This window comes from Arthrobacter glacialis (genome assembly GCF_002909445.1).
Lineage (GTDB): Bacteria > Actinomycetota > Actinomycetes > Actinomycetales > Micrococcaceae > Specibacter > Specibacter glacialis.
Map to the genome: position 1 here is coordinate 333,412 of NZ_PPXC01000003.1, position 12,225 is coordinate 345,636.

A 12,225-nucleotide genomic window follows, 5' to 3' on the forward strand; every position below is an offset into this window, starting at 1 on the left:
CGCCCCATGGCACTGCAGCTGATGCAAGCAGCCCTGCGCGCAGTGAGCGTCCCAGTGGTCCCGGATGCCGAGGAGGCACGCCGTTGGGCCCAGGAAGAACTTGCCCAAAAGGCGTATCAAGATGCCAAACCAGGCTTGCCGGAGCGCGTTGTGGATTTTCTCAGGCAAGCCTTCGACGATCTGCTCAACGGTTTGAAGGTGGCCGACGGTGGCCTTGGTTTGAGCATTGTGATTGGGCTGGCCGTCATAGCCATTCTTGTCATTGTCTTCATCGTCAGACCCCAATTGAACCGCAAGAAAGCGGTTGCCGCGGCGGTGTTTGAGAACGACCATGTGTTGACCAGCGAGCAACACAGCACACTGGCCTCGGCCGCTGCAGCGGTGGGGGATTTTGGCACCGCCATCAGTGAACAATTCCGCGCTTTGGTTCGCTCCGGTGAAGAAAGAGACATCAGCGTCATGGCTCCCGGCCGGACAGCGGTGGAGGTGGCCGCCGAACTGCAGCTTGCCTTCCCCGGGCAGGTGTCCGAGCTGAGCAGCGCCGCTGACTTGTTCAATGCCGTGCGCTACGGACATGTTCCGCCCACGGCTGCCATGTACGAGGAATTGGTTGCCACCTGCCGCAGTGTTGCAGGCGCAAAACCCGTCTATGCGCAGGATTCGATCTCCCTATGAGCAACACTGAGCAGGCATTCCGGGCCGAATCAGCAAGCCCAGCCCACACCATGAAACGGTGGTGGGGTAAGTACAGGTTCTGGCTGATCTGTAGTGGCGCTTTCATCACGCTTTCGCTGCTGGGATACTTCCTGGGAACCGGCTCTGGACAAACTGCAGGGGCCCTTTCCATCACCAACCCGGCCCCGGCAGGCGCCCAGGCCGCAGCATCGGTGCTGCGCACTCAAGGGGTCACTGTCACGGCAGCAGATTCGCTGGCAGCCGCCACTGCTGCCTTGGACGCCAATGGACCCGGCACCAGCACGGTGTTGTTTTACGACCCCAAGAATCTGCTGTCTTCCGCCCAGGTGGCTTCCTTGTCACTGCGGGCCGAGAAAGCCGGGGCCGCCATCGTGGCCATCACCCCGGCCCCCTTGGCAGTGAAAGGCCTTAGCGCCGAAATTTCCAGCAGCGGAACCACCGCGGGCACCCCCACTGTTGCGCCCCAATGCACGCAGCCGGATGCGGTGGCTGCGGGAATGATCGACGGCAGTGCAGGGAACAACGGCAAGGGTCCACTTCACTTGTACAAGGGCGTGCAAACGTGCTTCATGCCGTCTGGAACAGCAGGGACGGCTGGTGGATACTTGGCCGGCAACGGCACAGGCAGTGTTGTGGTGCTCGGCAATGCTGGCATCATCAGCAACCAGAATCTGGCCAACCGCGGCAATGCAGCCCTGGCGTTCAGGCTTTTGGGTGACTCACCCAACCTCATCTGGTACACGGCCTCTGTGAAGGACATTCCAGTCGCGGACCAGCCACCCACCTTGGCCGAGTTCACGCCCGAGTGGATCTTCCCGGCGTCGGCCTGGCTTTTGCTGGTGGCGGTCCTTGGCATGTTGTGGAAGGGGCGCCGTAACGGGCCTTTGGTGGCCGAACCGCTGCCCGTCATTGTGAAATCATCCGAGACGCTGACGGGACGGGCCCGCTTGTACCAGGACGCCCGGGCTGTTGAAACGGCCATCCAAACGTTGCGCCAGGCCGCCCTAACCCGTTTGGCGCGCACCCTGCGGTTGGGAAACGCCGCGCCTCCGGCCGCCGTAGCGGAGGCCGCGGCAGCGGCCACCGGCCGAAAGCAGTTAGACGTGCACGCCTTGTTGCTGGGCGCTGCACCCACATCCGAAAAAGACATGTTGTCCATGGCCGCAGAACTGGCGGCACTAGAGGAAGAAGTGGCACAGCGATGAGCATGCCCTACCCAGAGCAAAAATACACGGAGCATGGCTACGCCGGCCAGCAGCCTTATCAGCCACAGCCTTATCAGCCACAGCAGCAAGCCGCTGCGTATCCGGGGGCGCCGGCGCAGCCGGCCATGAGCCCGGCAGCCGCGGCGCTGTTGGCCGTGCGCGGCGAAGTGGCCAAGGCGGTTGTGGGCCAGGAATCCACAGTCACGGGCCTGCTCATAGCCTTGCTGGCAGGTGGCCATGTGTTGCTCGAAGGCGTGCCGGGCGTGGCAAAGACGCTGCTGGTGCGGGCACTCTCCGCTGCCTTAAGCCTGGACACCAAAAGGGTCCAGTTCACCCCCGACCTCATGCCAGGCGATGTGACCGGTTCACTCATTTACGACGCCAGCACCTCCGCTTTCACTTTCCGCGAAGGCCCTGTTTTCACCAACATTCTGCTGGCTGACGAGATCAACAGGACACCGCCTAAGACCCAGGCCTCACTCCTGGAAGCCATGGAGGAACACCAAGTCTCCGTGGATGGCGTGTCCCGCAAGCTGCCGGCACCGTTCATGGTGGCCGCCACCCAGAACCCGGTGGAGTATGAGGGGACCTATCCCCTGCCCGAAGCACAGTTGGACAGGTTCCTGCTCAAACTCACCATGGATCTGCCCAGCAGGGACGATGAAATTGAAGTCATCCGCCGTCACAGCTTGGGCTTTGACCCGCAGGATCTGCACGGCGCTGGTGTCCGTGCCGTGGCCGGTGCCGCCGAGCTGAAGCAGGCCCGCGATGAGGTGTCCCAGGTCAGCGTGGCAGCGGAAGTCTTGTCCTATGTGGTGGACCTGGTCCGGGCAACCCGCACCGCTCCGTCGTTCCAGCTGGGTGTCTCGCCGCGCGGGGCAACAGCCATTCTGAAGTCTGCCCGCGCCTACGCGTGGTTGTCGGGTCGCGGATTTGTCACCCCGGATGATGTCAAGGCGTTGGCGCTGCCCACCTTGCGGCATCGTGTTGCCCTCCGTCCCGAGGCCGAAATGGATGGCGTTGCCGTGGATGATATTCTGCTTTCCATTCTGGCCACAGTGCCTGTACCCCGCTGATCCGAGCTGGCGAAAATGGCGATTTCGGGCAGGTTTTTCTTGGTGGCACTGGCAGCCGTGGTGCCGATCATTGCCGTGCCCGGCCCCGCGACCTGGCTCCTGGCTTTGGGCGTTCTGCTCTTCATTGTGGTGCTTGATCTGTCCCTTGCGGCATCTCCGCGCCACGTGGTGGTGCGGCGGGTGATCCCGTCAGGGGTGCGCCTGGGCGAGCAGACCACTGCGGTGCTGCGCCTTGCCAACGAATCCACCCGGCCGCTGAATGCTGTAGTCAAGGACGGCTGGCAGCCGTCAGCGGGGGCAAGCAACGCCCTACAAACCGTGCGGGTTCGCCCCGGGGAGAGAGCGGCCCTGGGCGTTGCCCTGTTGCCGGCCCGCCGTGGTGACCTCCTCACCCGGCACGTGACCATCCGCTCCTTTGGCCCTCTGGGCATGGCCGCACGGCAACAGACCATCGAAGCGCCAGGGACCTTGCGGGTATTGCCGGCTTTCCATTCCAAGCGCCACTTGCCCTCCAAGCTGCGCAAATTGCGTGAGTTGGATGGCAAGGCGGCAGTGCAGATCCGTGGCGCGGGAACCGAGTTTGATTCCCTGCGCGACTACGTCCGTGGTGACGATGTCCGCTCCATCGATTGGCGCGCCACGGCCCGGCGTCGTGATGTGGTGGTCCGGACGTGGCGGCCTGAACGCGACCGCCGGGTGGTGATTGTTTTGGACACCTCACGCACCTCGGCAGCCCGCATTGAGGATGAAACGGCCCTGGACACCGGCATTGAGGCGTCGCTGCTGCTGGCTGTTTTGGCAGAACGCGGCGGGGACAGGGTCAGCCTGATAGCGTACGACCGCCGCGTCCGCACCCAAGTTTCCTCCACCGGCAAAGGCAACATGCTCAACGCCATGGTGCAGGGCCTGGCTCCCCTTGAACCGGAGCTGATTGAGCTGAACAACCAGGCCATCCCGGGAGCGGTTCGCGCTGTCACGTCCCACCGCTCGCTGGTAGTACTGGTGACGTCCCTGGACGCCGGGGCAGCCGAGGAAGGGCTCATCCCGCTGGTTGCGTCGCTGTCCCAAAAGCACGTTGTGGTGGTGGCTTCGGTGCGTGACCCGGCCGTCGATGCGGCCCGCCGAGACCGGCGTACCACCACGTTGACCTATCGTGCAGCAGCCGCCGAGCATGCGTTGAACCGCCGTGCAGCCATCACTGCCGTGTTGAAGCAGGCCGGGGCTTCGGTGGTGGATGCGCCGCCGCAAGAGCTGCCCCCACAACTGGCGGACATGTACATCAGGCTCAAGGCCGCAGGGCGGCTCTAGGCTGCCAACCCAGCCCCCACGTCAGGCTTTGGCACGGGGGAAGGGCCAGGCGCATTGCCTCGGAGTTATTTGGCGCCCGGACCGCGAATGCCCATGGCTTTGAGGTCGGTGGCAAGAACCTTGGCCAGAGCCTGGTGCCCGCCTCTGTTGAGGTGCACGCCGTCGACCAACTTGTCACCTACGCCATAGCGAGTCACCCAGTCCCCGGCGCTGATGAAACGAATTCCGTTCCGTTGGGCGAACCCGGCCAAAAGCGCATCGACCTGGGAGCGCCGGCCGCCACCATACCCCTGCCCCTTGGCGAGTGTGCCGATGAACAGAAATTCGGAGTTGGGGTAGCTGGCCTTCAAGTCATGCAACAGCCGGTCTGCGTTGGACAGGATTCTGGCGTCGGCAATTCCCTGTGAAGCATCGTTGCCACCACCTTGGACCACCACCAGGGCTGGATTGCCATAGGGAAGAACCTTCCTGCCGGTGTCCAGAGAATCAGCATAGTTCGAGGTCGAGGGCGTCTTTGCCGCAAAACCAATACCGCCACCACCAAGGAATTTCACCTTGTAGCCGCGTTCTGCCAGCCCCAGTTGAACCCAGGTGTCAGCTTCATTGACTCCTGCCGCACCAGCTGCCTGCGAATCGCCAAAGAGAACCGCCAATCGGGCAATGGCAGGGTCGGTAACCTCTTCCCTGCCCGAGGCAGGATTGAAGATCATTGATCCGGCGGGCAGGTCCCAGGGTGTCGCTACTTCCTCCCCGGATCTCTGGTCCTTGGCCCGGATGCCATCCGGAACAGAGTTCACCTCAGATATCGTCAACGGGGCGGGCGTCCCAGAAGCCGAAGGGTCGGGGCCTGTGGGCTTGGACATGCCTCCGGCCAGCTGATGGGAACCCGTTGCGGGCTGCACCGTGGCGGCGCTCAGGCCAATGCCTGCCACAGCCATGCCAGCGATCAGCACGGCGACCCCACCCCTCGACAAATAGCCTCGAACCATGTATAAAAACCCCCAAGAATCTGCCAATACAATGGCAAGCATAACCAACGGAACTGCCTTTTCTGCTGTTTGCGGGGTCTCACTACGGTAACGAGTGTCTCGGTGCTGTCCGCTCCCTCACCTTGGGGTTGTCCGGCAGCTAGCTGTTGCGGATCTCGCTCAGCGCGTCGGCCACTTCCATCGTCCGATTCAACACGGCCCGGGCTTCCGGCGGGGTGAGTTGCGCCAGGCCGCCAACAGGTGTGATGCGCAGCTGATTAAGCGAGCTGACGGCCAATCCCAGTCCCTGCCACGGCCGGGTAATCCGCTCCATCAAAGCAGAGTACGACGGCGGCAGCTGGCCTGAGCTGGCGGGGACAGTCCCAGCCCACACCCGCATGCCTGATTCAATGGCCCCGGCCAGCTGCTCCCAGTGGCCGGTATCCAAATCCGACAAGGGCAAGGCCACTGCGTCCACGCCGCACTCAAGCGCAATCTCCAAAGCCTTGCGCCACGATGCCGTTTCAGCAGCTTGGGATTCGGGATCACCGTTGCCGGGAAGCGATGAGGCTGCCGGGGCCAGGTTGATGGCTACCTGGGAAAAACCTGCCTCGCGCGCAGCCATCACAAAGGCAGTCCACGTGTTGCGCAACTCAGTGGCGGGGATGGACCGCAGCGTCCTGTAGCCGGAGGCCGTGGGGATGGTACCGGCAAGGGCGGAGGCAATCTCCGGCTCATCGATCTGCAGTGTCAGGGCAGCGCCTGGCACGGCGGCTTTGAGTTTCTCCGCATGCAGGGCCAGCCCGGCGGCCAGCGACTGGACAATATCGCGCCGGGCACCATAGTCTCGCAAGGCCCTCTCGCCGTAGTGCAGGTGGATGGAGGCAGCAAGTGAAACTGGACCCATCACGTGGATTTTCAGATCCTCGGGGTGGATCTCGCCGGCACCGGCAACATCAGCCAATACGTTGATATCCGTGGACAGGGCAGACGTGGCCCGGCGCAGGTCCTGGCCGGGCCTGTCAACGAACCGCCAACCATAGGGCTGGACGTCAACGGGGAGCTCCACCAGCAAAGCGGCCGTTCGGCCCACCGGATCCGAACCAACACCTCGCGCGGGCAGATCAACAAGCACCGGCAAATGGGGGCTGGTGAACAATCCCAGGGACACCTTGGCAGCCTCCACCGGATCTGTTCCGGGCCAAGGTCCCAGGGCCGTGGCTGTTACCGCGGCGGGCAGATTCTGGCGCGCCGCTCCTCCGGGAAGTTCAAAACGCTCAGCTGAGGGACTCACTGGCTCTGGGTGCCGCCGTCGGACTTGGGCTGGGAAATCTTGGTGGGCTCGGCGGGAGCAGCCACAAAGCTCTGGCCGTCAACGCTGACCACCGGAACGACACCCGTGGCGGCCACGGCTGAGTGGCTCTCGGAGATGGCCTGGTGGTGGTGAATGACCTCGCTGATGATGAAGTTCAGGAACTTTTCGGCGAAGGCGGGGTCCAGATGGGCAGACTCGGCCAAGGCGCGCAGACGCTGAATCTGGGCGAGCTCACGGTTGGGATCCCCAGCGGGCAGCTGGTGCTTGGCCTTGAGCACGCCAACACGCTGCGTGGCTTTGAACCGCTCGGCCAGCAGGTACACCAAGGTGGCATCGAAGTTGTCAATGCTGGAGCGGATGGACAGCAGCTCGGCCATGACGGCCGGGTCAACGGCGCCTGTCAGGGAACTGGCGCCGGGATCGAATGCTTCAACGGACAGGTTCGCAGAGGCGTGAATCGGTTCGGTCATAAAAACAGTTTAGGTGGTGTGCAACGGGGACAAAACCGCTGTCCACCCAGCACACCACCTGCGCCCGTTACCAAGCGGTCCTCGGAGATGGTGCGGCCAAAGTTGCTGGTCAGCAGTGAAGGGACGAAACCCTTGCTATGCCCCGTCTGCACTGCGTCGAGTACATCTAGCCACGTTTCACGTGCTACTTGGACAGCACTCCCAGACGGAACTTGAAGGACGCATCGAGTGTGTCTTTGACACCCTTGACGCCCTTGCCGGAGACGACCACCTGGGCGCCCTGGAGCAACGGCAGTGTTGGCACATCTTGCGCAACGGCCCGCTGAATATCTTCGATCAGCTTGGTCCGTGCCGCCGCGTCGGTGGTGGTGCGCTGCTCCTCGATCATGACCTGGACATCCTTGTTGTCATAGTGGTTCTTCAGGAAGTTGTTGGCCCCAAATAGCGGTGACAGGTAGTTGTCGGCGTCGGAGTAGTCCGGGAACCAGCCCAGCTGGTACAGCGGGTAGGTGTCCTTGACACGTTCCTTCTGGTAAGTCACCCAGTCGGTGGACTGCAGGTTGACCTTGAACAGCCCACCCTCTTCCAGTTGCGACTTGACCAACGCGTATTCATCCGCAGATGAAGGCCCGTAGTGGTCGGGGTTGTACGCCAGGTCAAGGGTGACAGGTGTCTGGATGACGGCATCGGCCAGGGTCTTCTTGGCCTTCTCCGCATCGGGACCGCCCTTGCCGTCGCCGGAGGATTCCTTGAGGGGTTCGATGGCACCGGCGAATCCCTGCGGCACCCACGAGAAGGCGGGCAAGTACATGCCCTTGTACACCTGATTGGCAAGGGCTCCCCTGTCGATCAGGTCAGCAGCTGCCTGCCGCACAGCCAAGGACTTGGCGGCATCCGGGGCCGATGATGCGGCGCCAAAGGGCATGGTGTTGAGATTAAAAGCAAGGTGGCGCAGTTCTCCGTGGGGGCCGATGTCCACCTGGACGTTGTCATCCCTTTTCAGGCTGTCAATGTCTGTGGCGGTCATGCTGCGCCACGCCACATCGATGTTGCCCTGCTGCACGTCCAGCTTGAGGCTGTTGGAATCGGTGTAGTACTTCACTGTCACCGAGTCAGACTTTGCCGGACCCAGCAGGCCCTTGTAGTCAGGGTTCTTCTTGAACGCGATGAGCTCGTTCTTTTTGTACAACTCGATGGTGAACTGGCCGGCGAATGACTTGCCGGCAATGATCGCAGCATCGTCACTCGCCTTGTCGGGGCTGAACACCGAATCATCGACGATGGGACCAACAGGGCTTGTCAGCACCCGGGCGAAGGTCTGGTCATTGGCCGACTTGAGCTTGAACACCACTGTGGTGGCATCGGGGGCGCTGACGCTGCCCAGGTTTGCCAGCAGAGTGGCCGGACCGTTGGCATCGTTGATAGTCATTTGGCGGTCAAAAGTGAACTTCACATCCTTCGAGTCAAGGTCGGTGCCGTTGGCCCACTTCAGCCCAGGTTTGAGTTTGACCGTGTACTCAGTAGGGGCAGTGAACGACGCCGATTCGGCAATGTCGGGTTTTGGGTTTGCACTGCCGGGCGCCGAGTTCAGCAGGAAGGGGTAAATCTGGTTCATGACCAAGAACGATCCACTGTCATAAGAAAACGCGGGGTCAAGGAAGGTGACCTTGTCCGTGGTTCCCAGAGCCACCGGGCTGCCGGCTGGGCCTGCCTCTGTGGCTGTTCCCGCTCCGCGAGGGCCCGTGCAAGCGGTGAGTGCCACAACGGATACTCCAGCCACGGCGATGACCGACCGCAAACCCCACTTTTTCCTGGTCATCAGCAAACTCTCTCTCGTGCTTCACAGGAAGTTGCCAAGGAATGAGTCGCCAAAGAAAAAGGCGGCGACAGGTGGTTACGGCAAGGCGTCCACCCGGGGGCCGGCCGTGAAATGGGAACTGCGCCCAAACCAGCCCGCCAGCCTTGTGTAGGAATCTGCCGTCAGGGAAACTCGCACCTCGGGGCCAATGCCGCGTTCAGCCCCGCGATGTTCAGGTTTTAGCATCCGCTGCGCCCAGGCCAAGGATTGCTCCGCCAGGACGGGGTCCAAGATGATGGGCACGCCCGTGGCCTTGACCAGGTCCCAGGCATGGACCGTGAATTCGGTGATCTGCAGACCAATCCGACTGCGCAGGGGCGCCTCACCACCGCCGGGCAGGGCCACCTGGGCGTTTAAGTCGGCTGCGTGCCACGTTCTCATCAGCAACGTTGCCCCGTCGGTAAACCGCGTGGACCAGTCGGCCCCCACCGTTGCGTGGGAGCCCAGCGGGTCAATATTGTTGCCACGGGCCATGACCGTGTACTTGTGCAGGTCATGCACCACCAAGTGGTGCAGCAGGTCCTGGACCGTCCACTCCCCGCACGGCGTTGGCCACTCCGCCTGATTTGCCGAAATGGCGCCTATGACTTCCGCGCACTGGTTCAGCGAGCCTTCTAAATGCTGGAGCGGGTTGGGAATTGTATGCGGGGGCATTATGTAATCCTTCCGTGAGCCAAGTCACCTTTAGTGGAAGTTTACGCCAGCCCCGCAAGGGGTCACGTGGCGCCACCCAAGCTGCGCATGAAGGAGCCGTTTTGACCGTCGTGTGTTTGTTAGGGAATTTCGGGCCGCGCCAAGGACCGTGCCGAATCGATGGTTGCCTGCCCCAACACGCGTGAGCCTTGGTACAAGACCACTGTCTGGCCCGGCGCCACGCCGCGCAGCGGCTCTTCCAAGGTGACATTCAGGCTTTGGCGGGAGACGCCGTCGTCCATGACTTCGGTGACAAAAGCACGGGCCGGAACGGGGTCACCGTGGGCGCGGACCTGAGCGTAACAATCGAACTCGGCGCCCGTAGCAACCTCGGCGATGGGCAGCCCGGCCCAGGAAACCTTGATGCCTTTGAGCTCGTCGATGGCCAGCAACGCGTGCGGGCCAACCACCACCTTGTTTTCCTTGGGCCGGATTTCCAGCACAAAGCGCGGCTTGCCGTCGGCGGCCGGCGTGCCAAGCTTCAGGCCGCGGCGCTGGCCCACAGTGAACTGGTTGGCGCCCGTGTGCCCGCCCACCTTGCTGCCGGTCTCATCCACGATGTCGCCGTCGGTCATCTCAATCTTCTCGGCCAACCAGCCGGCGGTGTCGCCGTCGGAGATGAAGCAGATGTCGTGGCTGTCCGGCTTCTTGGCCACGGACAGGCCGCGGGCCTCCGCCTCGGCACGGACCTCAGCCTTGGACGGGGTGTCCGCCAGCGGGAACATGGAGTGCTTGAGCTGCTCATGGGTCAGCACGCCCAGCACGTAGCTCTGGTCCTTGGCCCAATCAGCGGCTCGGTGCAATTCCGGGTTGCCATCGGCGTCCGTGATGACCTTGGCGTAGTGACCGGTGCACACGGCGTCGAAGCCCAGGGCGATGGCCTTCTCCAGGAGGGCGGCGAACTTGATGCGCTCATTGCAGCGCATGCACGGGTTGGGCGTGCGCCCGGCCGCGTATTCGTCGATGAAGTCTTGGACCACATCCTCCTTGAACCGTTCGGAGAAGTCCCACACGTAGTACGGAATGCCGAGCTTGTCGCAGGCCCGCCACGCATCATTGGAGTCCTCCACGGTGCAGCAACCGCGGCTGCCGGTGCGCAGGGTTCCGGGCATGCGGGAGAGTGCCAGGTGGACGCCGACGACGTCGTGCCCGGCATCCACTGCGCGTGCTGCTGCAACAGCGGAGTCAACTCCACCACTCATGGCGGCCAATACTCGCATTACGTACCTTTCAGTTGGTGCAAAAAATCAAGTCGTGCGTTGCCAACCGCGACAGGCGACGCCGGTCCGCTGGGCGCCAGAGCCGGAGGCCTGACAGGGTCCCGGGAGCGGCTTCGGGCGTCCGCGAAGCGGGCGGGGACCCCTGTCAGGCGGAGGCTCTGCCGCCTCCGGACCGAAACTACTGCGTACTCGCGGTTTGAATGGACGATTGATGAGCGGCCATTCCTGCCAATTTTGCGCGTGCGTGTGCTTGCGGCAGTGCGGCCACAAAGGCTTCAACGTCCGCCAGGCTGGATGTATGCCCCAAACTAAAGCGTTGTGCGCCACGCGCGGTGTCCTCGTCCAATCCCATGGCCAGAAGCACATGGGAGGGGCGGGGCACTCCGGCAGTGCAGGCCGATCCGGTGGAGGATTCCACCCCTGCCATGTCCAGCAGGAACAACAGGGAATCACCCTCGCAGCCGGGGAAGGTGAAGTGGGCGTTGCCGGGCAGCCTTTTTTCCGGGTATTCCGCGGGATCCACGCCGCGCAGTACGGCCTCGGGGACAGCGTGGCGGACCGCTGCAATGATCGCATCACGCAGTCCGGCAATGCGCAGGTTCTCTTTAGCAAGGTTCTGGGTGACGTCCGTGGCCGCTGCGGCAAAAGCTGCAAGCCCTGCGGTGTCAAGGGTTCCTGAGCGAACTGTGCGTTCCTGGCCGCCACCGTGCTGCACGGGGGTCAACTTCACGGCCCGGCCCAGCAGGAGCGCCCCGACACCCACGGTGCCGCCAATTTTGTGGGCGCTGATGGACATGGCTGCAAGCCCGGATTCCTTGAAGTTCACCGGGATCGACCCGAAGGCCTGGACGGCATCCGAATGCACGGGAATTCCGTACGGCTCAACCAGCGCCACGATCTCAGCGATGGGCTGCACGGTGCCCACTTCATTGTTCGCCCACATGCAGGTGACCAGAGCAACTGTGTTGGCGCCGCCGTCGTCCAATTCCTTTTTCAAGGCGTCAAGGCTCACGGTGCCGTGCTCGTCGACAGGCAGCCACACGGCTTCGGCGCCCTCGTGCTTTTCCAGCCATTCGACGGTGTCTTGCACGGCCGCGTGCTCCACGCTGGAGACGAGGATGCGGGTACGCCCAGGTTCGGCGTCGCGGCGGGCCCAGAACAGGCCCTTGACGGCAAGGTTGTCCGCCTCGGTGCCGCCGGAGGTGAAAATGACTTCGGTGGGGTGGGCGCCGGCAGCCAGGGCAACGGTTTCACGGGCCGCTTCCACGGTGGCGCGGGCACGACGGCCCGATCCGTGGAGTGAGGACGGATTGCCGCTACGGGTAATAACGGAGGTGAGTGCGGCGAGGGCCGGGGCCGAAATTGGCGTGGTCGCCGCGTGATCAAGGTACACGGGCACCAGACAATTCTACGGCA

The 12,225-nt window shown here is 63.1% G+C and carries 11 protein-coding genes; 4 read left to right on the forward strand and 7 right to left on the reverse strand.

What is annotated here, in order from left to right:
• The first annotated feature begins 6 nt into the window (after positions 1-6).
• The 4 genes from CVS27_RS05335 to CVS27_RS05350 all read left to right on the forward strand — a co-directional run bounded on the left by CVS27_RS05335 (position 7) and on the right by CVS27_RS05350 (position 4,285).
• The gene (locus CVS27_RS05335; RefSeq protein WP_103464684.1) at positions 7-675 is read left to right on the forward strand and encodes a DUF4129 domain-containing protein; all 669 of its coding nucleotides are present in this window, start codon (positions 7-9) and stop codon (positions 673-675) included.
• Positions 672-1,901 (forward strand): DUF4350 domain-containing protein, encoded by a 1,230-nt coding sequence (locus CVS27_RS05340; RefSeq protein ID WP_103464685.1) that lies wholly within the window; start codon positions 672-674, stop codon positions 1,899-1,901. Before CVS27_RS05335 ends, CVS27_RS05340 begins: the two co-directional genes overlap by 4 nt.
• Positions 1,902-2,026: 125 nt before the next feature.
• Entirely contained in the window at positions 2,027-2,977 is a 951-nt protein-coding gene (locus tag CVS27_RS05345; RefSeq protein ID WP_103481637.1) for an AAA family ATPase, read from the forward strand.
• A 15-nt stretch (positions 2,978-2,992) separates the two neighbouring features.
• Positions 2,993-4,285: a DUF58 domain-containing protein gene (locus tag CVS27_RS05350; protein ID WP_103464686.1), complete on the forward strand. Its 1,293-nt coding sequence runs from the start codon at positions 2,993-2,995 to the stop codon at positions 4,283-4,285.
• Positions 4,286-4,350: 65 nt separating this feature from the next.
• Here CVS27_RS05350 and CVS27_RS05355 read toward each other — a convergent pair whose 3' ends face one another.
• From CVS27_RS05355 to CVS27_RS05385, 7 genes are all read right to left on the reverse strand, one after another.
• Positions 4,351-5,238 (reverse strand): SGNH/GDSL hydrolase family protein, encoded by an 888-nt coding sequence (locus CVS27_RS05355; protein ID WP_165788134.1) that lies wholly within the window; start codon positions 5,236-5,238, stop codon positions 4,351-4,353.
• A 175-nt stretch (positions 5,239-5,413) separates the two neighbouring features.
• Positions 5,414-6,547, reverse strand: coding sequence for a uroporphyrinogen decarboxylase/cobalamine-independent methonine synthase family protein (locus CVS27_RS05360; RefSeq protein WP_243399856.1), 1,134 nt, complete (start codon positions 6,545-6,547; stop codon positions 5,414-5,416).
• A complete protein-coding gene (locus CVS27_RS05365; RefSeq protein WP_103464688.1) occupies positions 6,544-7,038 on the reverse strand; it encodes a chorismate mutase in 495 nt (164 codons plus the stop codon). Before CVS27_RS05365 ends, CVS27_RS05360 begins: the two co-directional genes overlap by 4 nt.
• A gap of 184 nt (positions 7,039-7,222) precedes the next feature.
• Complete coding sequence (locus tag CVS27_RS05370; RefSeq protein WP_103464689.1) at positions 7,223-8,857, reverse strand: ABC transporter substrate-binding protein; 1,635 nt, start codon at positions 8,855-8,857, stop codon at positions 7,223-7,225.
• 75 nt (positions 8,858-8,932) lie between these two features.
• On the reverse strand, positions 8,933-9,550 hold the full coding sequence (locus tag CVS27_RS05375) for a TIGR03086 family metal-binding protein (RefSeq protein ID WP_103464690.1): 618 nt from the start codon (positions 9,548-9,550) through the stop codon (positions 8,933-8,935).
• Positions 9,551-9,669: 119 nt separating this feature from the next.
• The gene (gene mnmA / locus CVS27_RS05380; RefSeq protein ID WP_103464691.1) at positions 9,670-10,809 is read right to left on the reverse strand and encodes a tRNA 2-thiouridine(34) synthase MnmA; all 1,140 of its coding nucleotides are present in this window, start codon (positions 10,807-10,809) and stop codon (positions 9,670-9,672) included.
• Between the two features lie 178 nt (positions 10,810-10,987).
• Positions 10,988-12,208 carry a cysteine desulfurase family protein gene (locus CVS27_RS05385; RefSeq protein ID WP_103464692.1) on the reverse strand — a complete coding sequence of 407 codons (1,221 nt, stop codon included), beginning with the start codon at positions 12,206-12,208 and terminating at the stop codon, positions 10,988-10,990.
• Between the last annotated feature and the right edge of the window lie 17 nt (positions 12,209-12,225).

Excerpts from the sequence above, each read along its gene's own strand:
- CVS27_RS05345 (WP_103481637.1), top strand. The coding sequence starts at position 2,027 with ATGAGCCCGGCAGCCGCGGCGCTGTTGGCCGTGCGCGGCGAAGTGGCC.
- CVS27_RS05365 (WP_103464688.1), bottom strand. The coding sequence starts at position 7,038 with ATGACCGAACCGATTCACGCCTCTGCGAACCTGTCCGTTGAAGCATTC.
- CVS27_RS05370 (WP_103464689.1), bottom strand. The coding sequence starts at position 8,857 with ATGACCAGGAAAAAGTGGGGTTTGCGGTCGGTCATCGCCGTGGCTGGA.
- CVS27_RS05335 (WP_103464684.1), top strand. The coding sequence starts at position 7 with ATGGCACTGCAGCTGATGCAAGCAGCCCTGCGCGCAGTGAGCGTCCCA.
- CVS27_RS05340 (WP_103464685.1), top strand. The coding sequence starts at position 672 with ATGAGCAACACTGAGCAGGCATTCCGGGCCGAATCAGCAAGCCCAGCC.
- CVS27_RS05350 (WP_103464686.1), top strand. The coding sequence starts at position 2,993 with ATGGCGATTTCGGGCAGGTTTTTCTTGGTGGCACTGGCAGCCGTGGTG.
- CVS27_RS05375 (WP_103464690.1), bottom strand. The coding sequence starts at position 9,550 with ATGCCCCCGCATACAATTCCCAACCCGCTCCAGCATTTAGAAGGCTCG.
- mnmA (WP_103464691.1), bottom strand. The coding sequence starts at position 10,809 with ATGCGAGTATTGGCCGCCATGAGTGGTGGAGTTGACTCCGCTGTTGCA.